This is a genomic window from Bacteroides caecigallinarum (assembly GCF_021531075.1).
In the GTDB taxonomy this organism is placed as follows: Bacteria; Bacteroidota; Bacteroidia; order Bacteroidales; family Bacteroidaceae; genus Phocaeicola; species Phocaeicola caecigallinarum_B.
Map to the genome: position 1 here is coordinate 1 of NZ_JADYTJ010000032.1, position 18,338 is coordinate 18,338.

An 18,338-nucleotide genomic window follows, 5' to 3' on the forward strand; every position below is an offset into this window, starting at 1 on the left:
AAATACATCAATATCATCTTCATTAATATGGTATTGAAATTTGATTATACCTGAACACGTAGTTTCAAATTTTAATGTCAATATATACATTTCAGCTTCACCCCAAATATTATTACGTTTTTCTATATTAGAAGGTATATTATATGACTTAACTTGTTCTTGTAAAAATGAATAATAATTTTCTCCATATTTACTTTTAATACTATTAGCTATATTAGGAATATCAAAAAATTCAGCAATACTTGGATTTTCTTTTTCTATTTTCTCTAATGTTTTTAACATTACAGGTTTGTTAAATTCAACAGCTGCAATAGAATCCTGTATTGCTTGTTGTTTTTGCCTTTCTTGTTCTTGTTTACTAGGAGCACATCCTATGTACATGATCATTGAAATACATAGAATTAAATTTGAGACTATTTTCATACCGTAATAAATTAGTTTAATTATACTTTAAGTAATATTTTGTCTATATTAAAGAAAGCCACAGTATAAGTATAGAATGATAATATTAATAACCGATATTTTAATTATTAAACAACTTGAATATCTTTATTATATTCTTAGCACCCTTTACTTTTTCATCTTGTCTTCTCTGATTTTCCATGTCTTGATAAACCTCCCGTTGAAAATTGGAGTATTCATTACTAGACATAGCTTCATATTTATTTATAGCTTTTCTTCTATCTATAAATCCTATCAAACATGGAATTCCTATCAACACTCCTAAGGTTCGTAATATATATGACCACCACGCTTCAGTTGTTAGTACTTCTCTAGTTCCTTTTTGAGTACCAAATAACCAATATTCATATTCTTCCGTTTCATACATATCATAGAATTCTGATAAAAGAAAGCCTATGAGGAAAATAAGAATGGAAAATATCAACCAATTTCTATACGAAGAACATGCACTACGATGTTTCTGGAGCAATTCATTTCGTGATAAGCCAATAATCTGTTTCTGTTTGTGTTTTGTATATGCTACAGCTATACATAATACAATGACTATAAAAATAAATAAAGTAAACATACTTAAGATAGCATTATATCTTACCTATAAGCCCCCGAAGTCAGTATTAAATTTTAAACAAAGAAGGCGTGAGGACTTTTCCTACTCTATCCATCGAAAACAGGTATCGCCAAACACCTCGTGAAGATGAATAAAAAGAAACAATACTCCCACGCCTGTATGATATATGTACCTATACAGCATGGGCTATACAGGAAAACATATACAAACAGAAAATGAGCGTAATATTGTCCTTCATCCCTTCACTATTGAAATTGGCGATTTCGTTTTCAGGATAAAAGCAAAAAACGCTTTCTATTATGATCCAACCATTTCTCCGGTCGGACATTACAAATATACGTTTTTTGTTCAATATTACGCTCGATAAAGAGTATTATTTCTTTCAAATATAAGATTTTTAGATGTTTTATAGACGGAAAATAATATTATATTTCTTTCCTTATGTTGTCCCAGTAGATAAATGGGATATTGTATCTATATCTTACAACTTGATAAAGTATCTAATAATCAGATACTTATCTTTTTCCTAATATTATTATTCATACTGTCCCACTAATAGTATAATACAAAGCTGGGACAAGGGTAAGAGTTAGAGTATTATTACATAACCGATAGGATAATGGAATAGTTTATTTAGGGGATTATATCTTGTATAAAGGTTTTTTGAATACTCTGTAGATTTTTTATTCCACCTTTTCAGGTATTATGTACACACCCCTTACCCCTTACCTCAAAGAAGAAAAAAAGAGAAACTACCTTTTTACAGATAGTCTCCCTTTACATTAATCATCTACTTCTTCAAACTCATGGAATGAAAAGAATAAATCCTCTTCATCTTCATTCTCCTTAACATAATTATCCATTGCCTTCTGAATACCATTTACCGTTTTATCTTCAATCTTTATTCCTATAAGTTCTTCAATAAACTCTACTGCTTGGTCTATGGTTTCAAAATATTCTACATCTTCAGTATAATCCAGAACATACTTGGATTTAAAGAATATTCCATCCTTGTCATTTGTCTGGTATATTCCACATCCAGGTTCTTCTGTAACATAAAGAAACTTAATTGTCTTGTAATAGGATTCGATAAACTTTCTCCATTCATCCATTTCTTGCCATGCAGTTTCAGTAGTAAATGTGAGGGTGTTTTTCTCCTTATTATATTCCCTGCACATCCATTCTCCCCGGCAATATACTTTCTCCCAGTCACCGCCAAGGTAATTTACAAGATTTCCAAGCCATGTATTTCCAAAACCATTTTTTACCAATGACTTCTTTCTATTCTCAAGTCTTTCCATTTTCTTGTTCAGATCCAATACTTCCTTCTTAGATCCGACTATATAATAATCTGTACTGCACCAATTAGGCATAATCAAATCTCCTTTCCATTTTTGTATCTATAAATATTTAAGTTCTCAGTAGTCATCCAATTACAATCAGACAGTTTAAATCCATACTTATCCTCAATAGTCATAAGGAAACTTTCAAAGTCATCATAACTGAAAGATTCGTTTATTTCTTCATCCGTCAGCTCTATTATATTTAAAGCTCCGGAACAATAATTTAATAGTAATACATATTTTGTTTCCATACACATTGTTATTTTATATTATTTACAAATTGATTCTTTACTCTCTGAACAGTTGATATTCCAATTCCTTGTAGTTTTGCAATATTCCTAACGCTATAGCCTTTTCTCAGAAGTTGTATAGTTTCCTTATACTCCTCTTTCAGTTTCTCCTCTGATTTTATGCTTCCTTTCTTTCTTCCGAGCTTACCACCTTTGGCTATATAGTTTTCCCTTCCACTGTTCAAGCGAAATTTTATATTATCTCTTTCAAGTTGGGCACATGTTGATAAAGTTGCTATCATTATTGGAGCAAAAAGACTTGGTTTACCTTCTTCATCAAGCAGAGAAAATTGTTCCTTCTGAAAGTAAATGTTGATTCCATTGTCTATCATTTCTTTTACAGTAGACAAGACCTCAAAAGCATTTCTTCCAAGTCTTGATAATTCTGATATGAGTATATGCTTGATATTATTGTTTTTTGCATATTCGATAGCTTCTAATAATACAGGTCTTTCCAGATTTTTCTTCGCTCCAGAAATCTTCTCCTCAAATATTCTCTTAATTCTGAAACCCGAATATTCTGCATATCTCCTTAAATCTGAAACTTGCCTTTCTGTAGATTGTCTTTCTCCAACAGAACTGACTCTTGCATAAATTATAGCATTCGTTTCCATTTTATTCTTTGATTATTATAGTTACATACATTATTGTGCCCAAAGTAGTGTTATAGATTTATTTGAACACATCCATATTTTGAACACAAAAGTTGGTTTTGATTATTACAAACAGAAAATCCTGAGAAATTTCGGTTTTTCTGATATTCCTACTTTTCTCAGGATTCATTTTCCTTCAGAGTCACTAAAACTCCATAATACGATACGTTTCAGAAATCCGTTTTTTATAGTCTTCCGTTTTTTCAATATTCTCATCTACCACAGAAATGAGATTATCAAGAAAAACGTCTTCTATAGTTTTTATCTTTTCTCCATTTTCCGAGATTAGGTGCACTTCAAACAGATCTTTCCCTTCATCAAGAACAATCTGCACTTTTCCTTTATGTTTGAATCCCTGGCAATGAAACTCCAAACCTCCTTCAATCACTTTCATACTCTCAGGAACTACTCCCCAAGACATAAATATTGTAATCTGAGTTTTTAGTATTGACCAGATATATCTAGCCAATTCCAGGTTATAATCATTATTTTCCATACACATCTTTTATTATTGAATTAATAATCTCAAATCTCATAACATCATCCAGTTCTGAAAATCTGAAATATATATTGTCTTTAGAAGTTTTTACCACTACATCCCCCTTATTATCCAATCCGACAAAAAATAGGTCGTAGTCATAAATTTCTCCATCTTCATTATAATAATACCTTATATCATAATCTGAAATATCAATCTCAGATACATCGTTAAAACTTAGATATCCTTTTATAAAGTTGACAGCCTCCATATACCAATCCGTATTTATCATAGTCAATACGGATTCTTTTCTTTTCAATGAATCTGCCATAGTTTTTAAAACTTTCTCACCATCTTCTAAAACAAAAACTTTCTTGTTTCCGAAGTTTTCATGTTTTTCCTTATCCATAATATCAAAAGAAAGCTAACAACATATATTCGTTCTTTTGGTCAGATTCAGTTAAGAGCCTTTCCATTATTTCTATGATTTCCTCAACAGGTTCATCTACCTCACTCAATGCTTCATCAATTTTCGTTCTTTCTTCCTCATCAAGTTTATCATAAGTTTTTAGTTTATCTAATCCCTGTTTAAAATCATCCCTATTAACCTCAATATCATCATCCCAGCTTTCTCCATTATAAGAAATTCCGAGTGCCATTAGTAGATTATGAAATTCAACCACTTTATAGTTAAATCCGAAAGAAGATGAATATTCGATTTCATACTTCTTCGCTACATGTAATTTTTGTCCCATATTTGTCTATCCATTTTTGGGCGGTTGGTAGAGTAGTAAATGTATCACTCTCTACCTCACCGTCTTTGTTAATAATAAATGCCTGAAAATCCTTGGAAGAGAAACATACTATCTTGTTTCCTTTGTATATTATCTCATCCATAATATTCCTTCATGTAACATTCCTCACATAGACTACCGAAATCATTTACTTCGGATCTTGTCATCGGTTTACCACAATATTCACATTCTCTGACTGTCTCATGATGGGTTTCATAGACTGTCTGGTACATTGATTTCTTGGCATTTTCCTTACCAAAAAGGAATTCCATACTTTGCTGTTTGTTATTTTTCTGTTTTCTCATTTTCTTCAGTTTTAATTATTACTTCTGATTCAGTAAAATCTTCATCGCAGTGCAGACATTGAAAACTGTAACCTTCGATTTCAGACTCTACCAGTATTCTACCACATATTGGGCAATGGTATTCTTTCTTCATATCCATAAGTTATACATAAAAAAGACCGGAGAGACATCATATTATTCTTATTATTCTATGATTATCTCCCCGGTCTAAGTTCCGAGTTAAATTTACAGGGTCATAATTTTCAATGATCCAGCTACATTTGAAGTTTTGATATAGTTTTCATAAGGTAGGTCTGGAAATGCCTTCTTGAATGAAGCCAAGTCAAAACTACTTCTTGTCGTATCTGAAGTTCTGGTAATGCTAATACCTTCGCCTCTCCAGTTATTCACATCCAGGAAGATCATTGTTTCAAAAATGTCTTTCTTGATGAAATTCAACTCTTCTTCTGCCTCCTTCTTTGTCTGAATGAGTTTTATGATACGTTTTACCTTGCTTGATACCTCTTTAGGAAGATCATAAGGGTTCTGAAATTGCTCTCCTTTACAGTCTGCATCCAATAGAGCCTTACATATATCACTTGGGATTCTATCTATTGGAACAAGTTCTGCTACATGATTTATTGTACCGTCCTTTTTTATCTTATTGCAGATATGGATAACCGTTAATTCCTTCACTATAGCACCCTTATTCTGCAATTCAAACAGGTAAGCATAAATTGAGAGTTGGTATCTCGCTTTTGTTAATTGTGATTTGGTAAGCTTTGCATTAGAGTAAGTCTTTATATCACATAAACCGAACTCTGTATCGCTTAATCTTGTAACCAGATCAATATTACTAGACCAATGTTCAAGGTCTGAAACATTATATTCACAAGATTCAATATTCATTCCTTTTGTGAGGCTTCTGAAATCTTCCACCTCTACCGTACCATCATGTTGGAACTCATTTATCAGACGTTCGATTGACTTATGCACTCCAGAACCATATTCTCCGGCTCTTTTGATAAGATATTCAGGACAATTATCATATTCCTGTCCAGCTACTTGTCTTTGTATGGCTTGGGTTATTCCAAAAAGTTGTTTATCTCCAAGCCAGTATTCATGTTCATCTTCCTTGAAGAGAACACCATTATTGATAAGTTCTATTCTTGCCATAATTTTACGAGTTTAAAGTTTTTAATGCCTTCTTACGGTTTGTGAGAAGGTTTTTAAGTTCCGGGTTGCTTTCTATCGCCTCTGTATAGTCTAGATAGAGAGAAACCAATGATGTAACATCTTTAGCAGCAATTATTTCTGCTTTGATTGTTGCTGCTTCGTTTTTTACAGGGGTTTGTACTGGTTTTACTTGTGAACGAGTATTATTCTGTTGACGTTGTTCAGGTATTGGTTCCTGTTGAGTATTGACATTATTATCGTCAGCCATCTTTTCAGGTATATCTTCTCCAGCATAGATATAAAGTCCAAGACCAAACATTGCCAGGTTTTTCACTAAGCATCTCATAATGGTCTTATTGATATCGAACATGGAAGCTGCTTCAACCGTTCTTTCAACATATTCCTTCTTGAACTTATCATAAACTTTGTAAGTGTATGGTTCAAGTTTCATCGCCTTATTGGAAGTATTCATTACAGGTAACCACATTTCATGAGTTATTTCATCTACTGTAACTTCCGTATATACCATTATACCTGTTCTCTCATCTGCAAAGTATGGGAGATTGGTGATTGGATCCTTCACGATTCTGTAGGTTGCACTTGGGTAAGCTCTTTTGAATTCAGCCCAAGCATTTGCCCAACTCAGGTAGCTCAGATTTTCTCTCTTCTCTACCTTATCATTCATATCAAGTGAACTAAGAGCGTCAAAATAGATTGCTCTTCTTTCATCAACCGTTACATTGGCTGGTATTTGAGGTTTGTTGAATTTACACATAATCTTTATTGTTTTTATTCGTTATTACTAAGTTTTGATTTATACTTTATATTGATGTATTCAAGACAAAAGCTTCTGATAACTTCAGCTTTGGCTCTTTTCCCATATACAAAGTATTCTGTTTGGATATTTCCGTAGAAGTCTTCAGTCTTTATTGATCCTCTGAAAGTCTCTTCCTTGAAAAAATCATTTAACGGTACAATTACAGTGGTATCTGTATCGTCCAGCTGAATATAGGTTATGAGGCTTAATTTTCCTTTGTATAGCCATAAACCTTCTATAATAGAATTCCAGTCATTTCCTCTTCTTCTTTCTGGGGTTACATAGAATTCATAATTTCTGGAGCCGGTATTTCTCCTACCTGTTTCCTTGACGATTCTGAGTATGGTTTCTTTCGATATACCCAATAATTCATCCTGCTTCAGATTTTCTATAATTTCAATCTTTTTCACAGGCGATGTTCTCTTGAAAAGTTCAATATTTACATCTATCATTTCTGTTTTTATTTAATGGTGAAACAAAAAGAGGAGGTATAGATTATCTCGGTTTATAATTCTGTATTCTAATAAACTTTGATATTCTATACCTCCTCCGGTATCTTATAAGGATAAAATGCCCTTATATTTCAATGTAGGAACCAGTTGTAGCCTTCAGTATCGTTACCTTCTATGGCGTTTTGTATTCCTAATGCAAAATCAGTACAATTCTGGTTTCTGTCAAGCCAGGTATCAATATATGATCCCTTTACTGCTTCGTTAGCCAGTTGTAGTAGATTCCAGCAAGTTAAAATCTCTCCCTCTTTCTTTCCGAAATTAGGGTTTGATACATAACCTTTAACCATCGCATTCACAGCCTGATCGCCTATAGTCAACGATGGTAATGTTCTTTGTTCGTTCACAGGCAGGAACTGATATAATCTAAGCCTACCTATGATCTTGCAAAATAATTCCTCTGAGATTTCTGTATTTCTCAGATTCTCCAAAAGTCTCAATGTTTCTTCCTTGTGTGGATTAAAACCGCTGAATAGTTCCAAAGCCTTCTGCATAATGTCAGCCTCGGTCATACATTCAATCGTTCCTGAAAATCCGTCACATGTTAAACATAAGTTCGAACATACTCTCACTTTCCAGCCGACAAAGATTTTAAACTTCATTGCGGTCTGTGTCCTGTAGAGTTTATCTTCGCTATAACTTCTCACTCCACCTATACAAAGATGAACTGTTTGGTTATTTATGGTACGAGTGATATTCTTTATATGTGCTACCCATGCTAAACGCTGGTAGAACACTGTCTTTTCATCTTCTCTTAGTTCACTCGCTTTTTTGTGTTGTGCTGAGGGTATTCTTCCTATGATAGGATGCGATACCCTGCATTCAACCGGAGTTAATCCTCCAAAAACCTGTTCAGCGACTTTCGTTACTGCACCGATAAAGTTCTGGTGCGAAATAGTTAGTGTATTATCGCTAAACGTTGGTATTATATTCTTTGTAATTAGTTCCTCAAGCGAAATTGCTGAGGTATTAGATTCGATAAAGTTGGGATGATTTTCTTCTGCCCAAAACTTATCATCATCTTCAATAATTTCAGCATCTGTAATATCTTCATTATTTCTGATGCTAAGTTCTTTTCCTTGTGCAACTTCCTCCAAAATAACAGAATCCATTGCTTTTGATGTCCTTTCTTTCATATTGTACATCATTATTGTTAGTCACTTGGAGAATAACATATCATTCTCCGGTTAATTAACTCTGGATGGAATACTATGCTTTTTTCTTTTTACGCATATCTTCCAATACTTCAATTAGGGCTCGAATTATAATCAGCCACATCTTTAAAAAATCTAAAAACAACATTTCTATTTTCTCATATTATTAAACTTATTTTATAATTAGTATTTCATTTATCTTCTTATAAATAAGGCTTTTAAGGAATATGAGACGGAACAAAAAAAAGAGCCGTCGTCATAAGTTTCTCACTTTGACTCAGCTCTTCAATAGACACATCTGGTTTCAAATATAAAGACTGAAGCTGCTATATTTACTTCCTGCTGTCTATCCTTCCAATTCAATCTAAACCATTCTCTGAAATTTAGACGAACCGGGATATATTTTTTCGTTTTTGATTTATAATTTGATTTTTCTATTGTTATTGTTTTGTTTATTACATGTATAAGGGTTTGAAGGGGAGTGGGGGGTAATAGTATGTGGAATTTATCTTTCTTAACCCCGGGAGGTTAATTTAGTATAAAAGATAGGGGGAGTAAATAAGGGAGTGGGAGGATTTATAAAAAAGAAAAGTCACTGATAATCAGTGACTTACAATTCTATTTCGTGGACCAGCCAGGGCTTGAACCTGGGACCTCCAGATTATGAGTCTGTTGCTCTAACCAACTGAGCTACAAGTCCGATAATCGCTTTATTTTCGATTGCGATGCAAAGGTAGTGTTTATTTTTTATTCTGCAAACATTTGAAGAAAAAAAATGAAACTTTTTTATTTCAGATAGTCATTTTATAATATTAAAACAGCATAAATACTAATGCGTTTTTAAACGTGCACACATTCGAAACAAAACGTGCTGGCGTTTGAAACAAAACGTGCTGGCGTTTGAGCTAAAACGTGCCCGCGTTTTTTCAAGGCTTGAAAAACAAAGAAAAACAACAATTTACACACGTGATTTATATAATCAAAAACAACCCATATATACCCTATTAAGAAGTTTTACACCCCATAACACTGTAACTTCAGAGATATTGTTGTATTTTTGCACCGATTAATCGATTAAAAATTAAAGACATGTCACAGAAAATGAATGAAAATCATCTGAACGGACTTACTGACCAGGAGGTTATTGCCAGCCGTCAGAAATATGGGGAAAACCTGCTTACTCCTCCAAAACGTCCATCTATCTGGAAACTCTATCTCGAAAAATTCCAGGACCCTGTCATCAGAGTTCTGCTGGTGGCTGCCGTTTTTTCACTTATCATATCAATTATCGAGAATGAATACGCCGAAACTATAGGTATCTTTTTCGCTATTTTCCTGGCTACAGGTATCGGATTCTATTTTGAATATGACGCAAACAAGAAGTTTGATCTTCTGAATGCCGTGGGCGAAGAAACCCCTGTCACCGTAATACGAAACGGAAAGGTAAAAGAGATTCCAAGAAAAGAAATCGTAGTCGGAGATATCGTGATTCTGAATACGGGTGATGAGATTCCTGCCGACGGAACATTAGTAGAAGCTGTTTCACTGCAGGTGAATGAAGCGAACCTCACAGGTGAACTTATGGTGAACAAGACTACTGACCCTGAACATTTTGACGATGAGGCTACATATCCGTCGAATGCCGTAATGCGTGGTACTACAGTTACCGACGGACACGGAACGATGAGGGTAGACCGTGTGGGTGACGCTACAGAAATCGGCAAGGTGGCTCGCCAGTCAACAGAACAGAGTGACGAAAAGACTCCGCTAAACATACAGTTAGAGAAACTTGCCAACCTGATTGGTAAGGTAGGTTTCACTATCGCAACACTTACTTTCGTGATTTTCACAAGCAAGGACCTTTATGCATATTTCACGGCCAATACAGTTCAGACTTGGGAACAATGGCTTGAAGTAGCCCAGATTGTACTGAAATACTTCATGATGGCTGTAACGCTGATTGTTGTGGCTGTACCTGAAGGACTTCCTATGAGTGTGACACTGAGTCTTGCGCTGAACATGCGCCGAATGCTGAAGACCAACAACCTTGTACGCAAGATGCATGCTTGCGAAACTATGGGTGCCATCACTGTGATTTGTACAGACAAAACCGGTACTCTGACTCAGAACCTTATGCAGGTTCATGAAGCACAGGTGGACGAATCAAATCCTGAGCTTGTGGCAGAAAGCATTGCCGTAAACTCTACCGCTTTCCTTGAAGAGAAGGCCGAAGGAGAAAAACCGTCTGGTGTGGGTAATCCTACAGAAGTGGCCTTGCTCTTGTGGCTCAACGGAAAGGGTGCCAACTATATCTCACTGCGTGAAAATGCTCATACTGTAAACCAGCTTACTTTCTCTACAGAGAGAAAATATATGGCTACACTCGTTGATTCACCTGTGATGAACAAACGTGTTCTATATATAAAAGGTGCGCCTGAAATCGTGATGTCGAAATGTTCATTGAGCGACGATAAAATCAAGGCATACAACGAACAGCTTCTTGCATACCAGAACAAGGCTATGCGTACCCTTGGACTTGCATACAGAATCATCCCTGAAGGAAAATCGGAAGACTGTGCTGAGCTTGTAGCTGAAGGCGGTATGACATTCCTCGGAATATTTGCAATCAGCGACCCTATACGTCCTGATGTGCCTGATGCTGTCAAGAAATGCCAGTCGGCTGGTATTGGTGTGAAGATTGTAACCGGTGATACTCCTGGAACAGCTACCGAAATTGCCCGCCAGATTGGTTTGTGGACTGAGAATGATACAGAACGTAACCGTATAACAGGTACAGACTTTGCCGCATTGAGCGACGAAGAAGCTCTTGAAAGAGTGCTCGACATCAAGGTTATGAGCCGTGCGCGTCCTATGGACAAACAGCGCCTTGTACAGTTGTTACAGCAGAAAGGTGCGGTAGTGGCAGTTACAGGCGACGGTACAAACGATGCTCCTGCCCTCAACCACGCCCAGGTAGGTCTGTCAATGGGTACAGGTACTTCTGTGGCTAAAGAGGCCAGCGACATCACTCTGCTCGACGATTCATTCCACAGTATAGCTACAGCCGTAATGTGGGGACGTTCGCTATATAAAAACATACAACGTTTCATCGTGTTCCAGCTTACCATCAATGTGGTGGCATTGCTGAGTGTCCTCCTCGGAGCATTCTTCGGTTCCGCCCTTCCACTTACCGTAACACAGATGCTTTGGGTGAACCTGATTATGGACACATTTGCTGCTATGGCACTGGCATCAATCTCTCCAAGTATGGACGTGATGAACGAAAAGCCTCGTAAGCGTACAGACTTCATCATCAGCAAGGCTATGCAGAAGAATATCTTCGGTACAGGTATCTGCTTCCTTATCGTACTGATGGGACTTATGGCATATATGAACAATTCTACCGCTGGTATGGATGTTCATAACCTGACAATATTCTTCACCGTGTTCGTGATGCTTCAGTTCTGGAATCTGTTCAATGCCAGCGTATTCGGAACAAATCATTCAATCTTCAAGGATGCAGGTCACGCTCTTGGCATGCTCAGTGTGGCACTGATAATCCTAGTAGGTCAGTTCATCATAGTTACCTTCGGTGGTAAGGTATTCCGTACAGAAGCTCTTCCGCTGATGGATTGGGTATATATCATTGCCGGAACTTCTATTGTACTCTGGATTGGCGAAATATGGAGAGGTATTAAGAGAATGAGTTCTAAAAAATAGCTGAAAAGGTTTCAGTTGACAAGTTAACAAGGTCTTAAAATATGGATTCAAAAATCAAAAATATAATATTCGACTGGGGTGGTGTTCTAATTGACGTCACCTTAGACAGATTTCTCGCCGAATGCAAGGCTGTAGGTATCTGTTTCGAGGATAAGGAAATAACCGGTACACATAAGACAGGTTTCTTCCTTGAATATGAACTTGGAAACATCTCTGATGATGATGCCCGCAATGAACTGCGTCGCAGAGCAAACAAGGATATCTCGGATGCGGAAATAGACCGAATATGGAATACCATGATAGACAGAATTCCGGAAGAAAAGCTTGAACTGCTTTTCAGACTGAAGGAAAAATATAACCTGTATATATTGAGCAACACCAATGCCATACACTGGGATAATGTAGCCCCGAAAGTATTCAGTTACAAAGGTTTAGGCATTGACGATTTCTTCAAAAAATTATTTCTTTCACATGAAATGCACCTTGCCAAGCCTGACACAGCAATATATCTCAAAGCATTGTCAGAAGCGGGTATCAAGGCTGAAGAAACGATGTTTATTGACGACTCAAAGCTGAACTGCGATGCAGCACAATCTGTAGGTATCAATGCCGTACATTACATACCGGGAGAAGACCTCTCGCTGATTTTCAAATAATAAAAATGAAGTTTATAGAAGAATACGATAAGACCGACATAAAGCCATGCGCGGCAACAATAGGATGCTTCGACGGAGTACACACCGGACACCGCTATTTGGTAAAACAGGTTCGCGACATTGCCGATAAGAAAGGTCTGAGAAGTGCCCTTATCACCTTTCCTGTACATCCGCGTCAGGTAATGCAGGCAGACTATATGCCGGAACTGTTATCGTGTCCTGTCCAAAAGACTTCACTAATCAGTTCTCTTGACGCAGATTACTGCATAATTCTTCCGTTCACAAGACAGCTGTCGCAACTTACAGCACGCGAGTTTATGGAACTTCTGCTTAAAAGATATAATGTCCGCGCATTGGTTATAGGCTATGACCACCGTTTCGGACACAACCGCACTGAAACTTTCGAGGATTATTGCCGCTACGGACAGGAACTTGGCATGTCTGTAATAAAAGCTGAGCCTCTGAAGTGCAAGATAACAGATACTTTCATCAGTTCGTCTGCCATAAGGAAGCTGCTTAAATGTGGAGATGTGGTTACTGCGAACCGTTTCCTAGGGTATAACTATTATATCGACGGAACAGTAACCGACGGACATAAAGTAGGACGCAAGATAGGTTTCCCAACTGCCAATATCATCCCTTCGTGTCCGGAAAAACTTATACCGGCAAACGGAGTTTATGCCGTACGTGTACCCATAGGCAATACTGTTTACAAAGGGATGCTGAACATCGGCTACCGCCCTACCCTGAACAATGGCAGCAATATCAGTATAGAGGTACATATCATAGACTTCAGCGGTGATATATATCATCATCCATTGAGGATTGAGTTTATCAGCAGAATAAGAGAGGAAATAAAGTTTGCCTCGATGAAGGAGCTGATAGAACAGCTGGAGAAAGACAAGACGATAATATCAAAAATAGAATAATTTAAAAACAACAAATGAAGACATTCGAAGAATTAGGCGTTTCCGAAGAAATACGCAGGGCCATCGAAGAAATGGGATATGAGTATCCTATGCCCGTACAGGAAGAAGTTATACCGTATTTGCTTGGAAACGGAAATGACGTAGTGGCTCTGGCACAAACCGGAACCGGAAAAACAGCCGCATTTGGTCTGCCGCTGATACAGAAAATTAATCTTGATGAGTGTGTACCGCAAGCATTGGTGCTCTGTCCTACACGCGAACTGTGCCTGCAGATAGCAGGTGATCTTACTGACTATTCAAAATATATTTCAGATCTTAAGATATTACCTGTATATGGAGGTTCATCCATAGAAAGTCAAATCAGAAGTCTGAAGAAAGGTGTACATATCATCGTGGCTACTCCGGGACGACTCATCGACCTTATGGAACGCAAGGTGGCACGCCTTGAAACTATCAGAGATGTGGTGATGGACGAGGCTGACGAGATGCTAAACATGGGATTCACAGAGAGTATCAATGCCATACTCGAAAAAGTGCCTGAGGACCGCAACACCTTGATGTTCTCTGCCACAATGAGTCCTGAAATATCAAGAATTGCAAAGACTTATCTGCATAATGCAAAAGAAATAACCATAGGAACAAAGAACGAGGGAAGCAAGAACGTAAACCATATAGCATATATTGTACACGCAAAGGACAAGTATCTCGCACTGAAACGTATCGTGGACTACTACCCTCAGATATACGGTATCATCTTCTGCCGCACACGTATAGAAACTCAGGAGATAGCCGACAAGCTGATACAGGACGGATATAGTGCCGACTCTCTTCACGGCGAACTGAGTCAGGCCCAGCGTGACCTTGTAATGCAGAAATTCCGCCAGCGTCATCTGCAGCTTCTTGTTGCAACAGACGTTGCAGCACGCGGACTTGACGTTAACGACCTTACTCATGTAATCAACTATGCCCTGCCTGATGATACTGAGAGCTATACTCACCGAAGCGGACGTACCGGTCGTGCAGGAAAGACAGGTATCTCTATCGCCATCATAAACATGCGCGAAAAGGGAAAGATGCGTGAGATAGAACGTATTATCAACAAGAAATTCACAATAGGAATACTTCCTGCCGGAAAAGAGATTTGCGAACAGCAGCTCATCAAGGTTATCGACGATATAGAAAAGGTTAAGGTGAACGAGGAAGACATAGAGGCTTTCCTCCCAAGCATCTACCGTAAGTTTGAATGGCTGAGCAAGGAAGACCTTATCAAGCGTGTGGTGTCAATGGAATTCAACCGCTTCCTGGAATATTACCGCAATGCACCTGAAATAGAACAGCCTAAGGCAAACGAGAAAGATAAATCAGACAAGCCTCGCAAGGACCGAGGCAGCGACAAGGAAAAAACTGCACGCAAGGCCGAAAAAGGTTATACCCGTTTCTTCCTCAACATGGGTAAGACTGATGGTTTCTATGCAAACCAGGTTATAGAGCTGATTAACCGCAACACAAAGAAGGAACATATACAGATAGGACGTATAGACCTGATGCAGAACTTCTCATTCTTCGAGGTTGCCGAACAGCAAACAGACATCGTTCTTAGAGCCTTGAACAAGGCAACTGTAAAGGGTAAGCGTATAATAGTAGAAATTGCCGGCGAAAACAACGGCAAGAGCGACAAGAGTGGCAAGAAACGCAACTCCGGCTCATCAAAAGAAAAAGCTTCAAAAGAAGTTCCAGCCAAAGAAAAGAAAGGCTCAAAGAAAGACAAGCCAAGCCGTGAGGAACGCGGATATACATCGGCACGCGGACCAAAACATAAGGACGACTGGAAACAGTTCTTCATCCATGACAACAACTCCTCAAATCCGGGATTTGACGACGCCGGAATGAGCAAGAAGAAAAAGAAAAAATAAAAATATAAAAGCCATATCAGGACTCATGGTTAGAGTTATGATATGGCTTTCATTCTTTTATATTTCTCCTTTACGTATAGCTTCCATCACATTGGCCGGAGCACGTTCGGCTAGAAGTTCTTTTTTCATATAGTCCATATATGGAGCCACATGCTTGAAGAACTGGTAATATCCCTTACACAGATAGTTCAGTCCCGGTTCGCCGGTTGCAGTCTTAGCGAAACGGTTTTTAGGACAGTCGCCGTTGCAGGCAAAAAGAAACTCACACTCCTTACACTGTGTAGGCAGAGATTTCTGTTTCATCAGTCCAAACTCCTGCTGTCTTTCGCTGTACATCATTTCCACCAAACTCTTCTGATAGATATTTCCAAGTTTATATTCAGGGAATACATAATGGTCGCAAGAATACACATCACCGTTGAATTCCATCACACCTGCATGTCCGCAAGTCTTAGCCATAGAACATACTCCCGGCTGTTCTCCTACCCAATTGGCAAGTGTAGAATCGAATATCTGTATGAAATACTCTCCCACATCGTTCTTCACCCACTCATCGAAAAGTTTACAGAGAAAATTTCCCCACTGTTCCGGAGTTACAGAGAAATCGGCCAACTTATCTCCCTCCTGCATAGGCGATGCCAGATGGCGACCGTCATTATGTTTGAATATTCTTTCAACAATTGGAGCGAACTGGATATAGTGGCAACCTATTGACTTGAAGAAATTATAGAATTCTACAGGATAATCGGCATTATAGTCGTTCACCACAGCCATAGCATTCCACTCTACTCCGTGTTTATTCAGAAGTTCTATACCCCTCATAACCTTCACAAACGACGGCAATCCCTGTTTGTTTCGGCGATATTCATCGTGAAATTCCTGAGGTCCGTCAATAGACACTCCAACGAGCCAGTTGTTTTCCTTGAAGAACTGACACCATTCATCTGTAAGCAGCGTACCGTTTGTCTGAATACAGTTGTCAATAGTTCTTCCACCTGCATACTGTTTCTGAAGTTCCATTGCTTTCTTGTAAAAGCTTAACGGACGCATCAGTGTCTCTCCTCCATGCCATGTGAAAAGAACCTGCGGCATAGTCTGTGAACCTATATACTCTTTAATGAAGCGTTCCAGAAGTTCGTCACTCATGACATGTTTTGAAGTATCCTTGTACAAATTTGATTTTTCAAGGTAATAGCAATAATCGCAAGCCAAATTACATACCGCCCCAACAGGTTTAGTCATCACATACAGCGGTTTGGCAAAAGGTGCAAAAGTTTGTTTCATGGTGTATTAATATAGTTTTTATCTTTCGAATACAAAGGAAAGTAAATATGATTGTATGTGCAAATAAACAATCATAAAGGATTATTCCGATAAATCCTTCTTTATCTCTTCCAACAACCCCTGACAGGCATCTTCCAATATATCCAATACATTTTCGAATCCTTGTGCTCCGCCATAGTAAGGGTCTGGAACGTAATCTACCACCTTCGTACGGCAGTAATCTGTCATGCGGCCAATCTTCTTTTCTGATTCTATATCCGGAGCCATATCGCGAAGGTTTGATATATTGCGGTCGTCCATACCAAGAATAAGGTCGAAATTATAGAAATCGTCGGTACATACAGGACGCGACAGATGTGTAAGTCGGTAACCTCTGCGTGCTGCATGCATACGCATACGTTCATCTGGCAACTCGCCACGGTGATATGAACTTGTTCCGGCAGAATCCACTTCCACCTCCTTATCAAGACCTTCTTTTCTCAAAAGGGTACGCATAACTTCGTCTGCAGTTGCAGAACGGCATATATTGCCGAGACACACGAATAGTATTTTCATTTTCCTATATACTTTTTAAATCGTTCCACATCGGTATTCATTATCAGTTCTTCCGGAAACTCTGTTTCATCCAACAATTGCAGTGCATAGCCATACTCGGCTATATCGAAAGATATATGTGCATCGCTTCCTAGAATGACAGGAACTTCGTATTTCTTACACAATCGAAGAATTTCCAGGTTATTGCCTCTTGCTTCCGGCTTGTTACGGCATGGTTTCAGCGAACTGTTGTTTATCTCCAGAAGTGTGTGATACTCCTTCGATGCCAGCACTATAGGTTCGAAATCAAGGCTTGTTGTTCCATCTCCGGGATGACTTATGATATTTATGTATGGATTCGAAATTACGTTTATCATACCCTGAGTATTCTGTTCCTTAGTGCCGTGATTATAACATAGCGAATGTATACCGGCTATACGGAGATCAAGCATGCGGAGATAGGACTCGTCCATGTCGATATTGCCATTAAAATCGGTTATGTTTATTTCCGCTCCAAGAAGAAGCTCTATGCCGTACATTTGTCTTGGCACGACATGAAGATTACGGAAATAAATAGGGTCGCACGTTCCGGGAATACCTGACGAGTGTTCTGTTATTCCCAACAGTTTAAGTCCCTTTGCTGCTGCAGCCTGTGCCATCTCCTGTAATGTACTGAAGGCATGTCCGCTGGCTATGGTATGGGTATGTACGTCTAATTCTATATTCATACTTTCTTTTAAGTTGTTAGTTATCAGTTGTTAGTTGTTGGTTATT

22 protein-coding genes and 1 tRNA gene are annotated in these 18,338 nt (G+C 38.0%); 4 read left to right on the top strand and 19 right to left on the bottom strand.

The genetic code is table 11. The features are described from left to right. The 16 genes from I6E11_RS09470 to I6E11_RS09545 all read right to left on the bottom strand — a co-directional run. On the bottom strand, window positions 1-423 hold a 423-nt coding region (locus tag I6E11_RS09470; protein ID WP_235337807.1), incomplete at its 3' end, for a hypothetical protein. A 100-nt stretch (window positions 424-523) separates the two neighbouring features. Beyond that, window positions 524-829, bottom strand: coding sequence for a hypothetical protein (locus I6E11_RS09475; RefSeq protein ID WP_235337808.1), 306 nt, complete (start codon window positions 827-829; stop codon window positions 524-526). A gap of 983 nt (window positions 830-1,812) precedes the next feature. After that, entirely contained in the window at window positions 1,813-2,403 is a 591-nt protein-coding gene (locus I6E11_RS09480) for a hypothetical protein (RefSeq protein WP_235337809.1), read from the bottom strand. 2 nt (window positions 2,404-2,405) lie between these two features. After that, the gene (locus tag I6E11_RS09485) at window positions 2,406-2,624 is read right to left on the bottom strand and encodes a hypothetical protein (protein ID WP_235337810.1); all 219 of its coding nucleotides are present in this window, start codon (window positions 2,622-2,624) and stop codon (window positions 2,406-2,408) included. 8 nt (window positions 2,625-2,632) lie between these two features. After that, window positions 2,633-3,277 (bottom strand): recombinase family protein, encoded by a 645-nt coding sequence (locus I6E11_RS09490; RefSeq protein ID WP_235337811.1) that lies wholly within the window; start codon window positions 3,275-3,277, stop codon window positions 2,633-2,635. Between the two features lie 184 nt (window positions 3,278-3,461). Beyond that, the gene (locus I6E11_RS09495) at window positions 3,462-3,812 is read right to left on the bottom strand and encodes a hypothetical protein (RefSeq protein ID WP_235337812.1); all 351 of its coding nucleotides are present in this window, start codon (window positions 3,810-3,812) and stop codon (window positions 3,462-3,464) included. Next, complete coding sequence (locus tag I6E11_RS09500) at window positions 3,802-4,203, bottom strand: hypothetical protein (RefSeq protein WP_235337813.1); 402 nt, start codon at window positions 4,201-4,203, stop codon at window positions 3,802-3,804. Before I6E11_RS09500 ends, I6E11_RS09495 begins: the two co-directional genes overlap by 11 nt. A gap of 4 nt (window positions 4,204-4,207) precedes the next feature. Further along, on the bottom strand, window positions 4,208-4,549 hold the full coding sequence (locus tag I6E11_RS09505) for a hypothetical protein (protein WP_235337814.1): 342 nt from the start codon (window positions 4,547-4,549) through the stop codon (window positions 4,208-4,210). Continuing rightward, the gene (locus tag I6E11_RS09510) at window positions 4,515-4,691 is read right to left on the bottom strand and encodes a hypothetical protein (RefSeq protein ID WP_235337815.1); all 177 of its coding nucleotides are present in this window, start codon (window positions 4,689-4,691) and stop codon (window positions 4,515-4,517) included. The genes I6E11_RS09505 and I6E11_RS09510 overlap by 35 nt, the downstream gene beginning before the upstream one ends. Beyond that, window positions 4,684-4,893, bottom strand: coding sequence for a hypothetical protein (locus I6E11_RS09515; protein ID WP_235337816.1), 210 nt, complete (start codon window positions 4,891-4,893; stop codon window positions 4,684-4,686). Before I6E11_RS09515 ends, I6E11_RS09510 begins: the two co-directional genes overlap by 8 nt. Next, entirely contained in the window at window positions 4,874-5,026 is a 153-nt protein-coding gene (locus tag I6E11_RS09520) for a hypothetical protein (protein ID WP_235337817.1), read from the bottom strand. Before I6E11_RS09520 ends, I6E11_RS09515 begins: the two co-directional genes overlap by 20 nt. A 92-nt stretch (window positions 5,027-5,118) precedes the next feature. Beyond that, window positions 5,119-6,048, bottom strand: a complete 930-nt coding sequence (locus tag I6E11_RS09525; RefSeq protein ID WP_235337818.1) for a hypothetical protein — start codon at window positions 6,046-6,048, stop codon at window positions 5,119-5,121. Window positions 6,049-6,052: 4 nt separating this feature from the next. Beyond that, complete coding sequence (locus I6E11_RS09530) at window positions 6,053-6,823, bottom strand: Sak single strand annealing protein (RefSeq protein WP_235337819.1); 771 nt, start codon at window positions 6,821-6,823, stop codon at window positions 6,053-6,055. 14 nt (window positions 6,824-6,837) lie between these two features. Then, window positions 6,838-7,317, bottom strand: coding sequence for a hypothetical protein (locus tag I6E11_RS09535; RefSeq protein ID WP_235337820.1), 480 nt, complete (start codon window positions 7,315-7,317; stop codon window positions 6,838-6,840). 131 nt (window positions 7,318-7,448) lie between these two features. Next, a complete protein-coding gene (locus I6E11_RS09540) occupies window positions 7,449-8,510 on the bottom strand; it encodes a DUF3871 family protein (RefSeq protein ID WP_235337821.1) in 1,062 nt (353 codons plus the stop codon). A 644-nt stretch (window positions 8,511-9,154) separates the two neighbouring features. After that, window positions 9,155-9,228: transfer RNA gene (locus I6E11_RS09545), tRNA-Ile, on the bottom strand. A 389-nt stretch (window positions 9,229-9,617) separates the two neighbouring features. Between I6E11_RS09545 and I6E11_RS09550 the strand changes: the two genes are divergently transcribed. From I6E11_RS09550 to I6E11_RS09565, 4 genes are read left to right on the top strand one after another with little or no spacing between them, the layout of a single operon-like run. Then, window positions 9,618-12,248, top strand: a complete 2,631-nt coding sequence (locus I6E11_RS09550) for a calcium-translocating P-type ATPase, PMCA-type (protein ID WP_235337822.1) — start codon at window positions 9,618-9,620, stop codon at window positions 12,246-12,248. Between the two features lie 41 nt (window positions 12,249-12,289). Then, complete coding sequence (locus I6E11_RS09555) at window positions 12,290-12,904, top strand: HAD family hydrolase (RefSeq protein ID WP_235337823.1); 615 nt, start codon at window positions 12,290-12,292, stop codon at window positions 12,902-12,904. A gap of 5 nt (window positions 12,905-12,909) precedes the next feature. After that, the gene (locus tag I6E11_RS09560; RefSeq protein ID WP_235337824.1) at window positions 12,910-13,833 is read left to right on the top strand and encodes a bifunctional riboflavin kinase/FAD synthetase; all 924 of its coding nucleotides are present in this window, start codon (window positions 12,910-12,912) and stop codon (window positions 13,831-13,833) included. Between the two features lie 14 nt (window positions 13,834-13,847). Continuing rightward, on the top strand, window positions 13,848-15,746 hold the full coding sequence (locus I6E11_RS09565; RefSeq protein WP_235337825.1) for a DEAD/DEAH box helicase: 1,899 nt from the start codon (window positions 13,848-13,850) through the stop codon (window positions 15,744-15,746). 57 nt (window positions 15,747-15,803) lie between these two features. Here I6E11_RS09565 and I6E11_RS09570 read toward each other — a convergent pair whose 3' ends face one another. The 3 genes from I6E11_RS09570 to I6E11_RS09580 form a co-directional block, all read right to left on the bottom strand. After that, window positions 15,804-17,030, bottom strand: a complete 1,227-nt coding sequence (locus I6E11_RS09570; protein WP_235337826.1) for an anaerobic sulfatase-maturation protein — start codon at window positions 17,028-17,030, stop codon at window positions 15,804-15,806. Between the two features lie 81 nt (window positions 17,031-17,111). Then, the gene (locus I6E11_RS09575) at window positions 17,112-17,585 is read right to left on the bottom strand and encodes a low molecular weight protein-tyrosine-phosphatase (protein ID WP_235337827.1); all 474 of its coding nucleotides are present in this window, start codon (window positions 17,583-17,585) and stop codon (window positions 17,112-17,114) included. Further along, on the bottom strand, window positions 17,582-18,292 hold the full coding sequence (locus I6E11_RS09580) for a phosphatase (RefSeq protein WP_235337828.1): 711 nt from the start codon (window positions 18,290-18,292) through the stop codon (window positions 17,582-17,584). The genes I6E11_RS09575 and I6E11_RS09580 overlap by 4 nt, the downstream gene beginning before the upstream one ends. Between the last annotated feature and the right edge of the window lie 46 nt (window positions 18,293-18,338).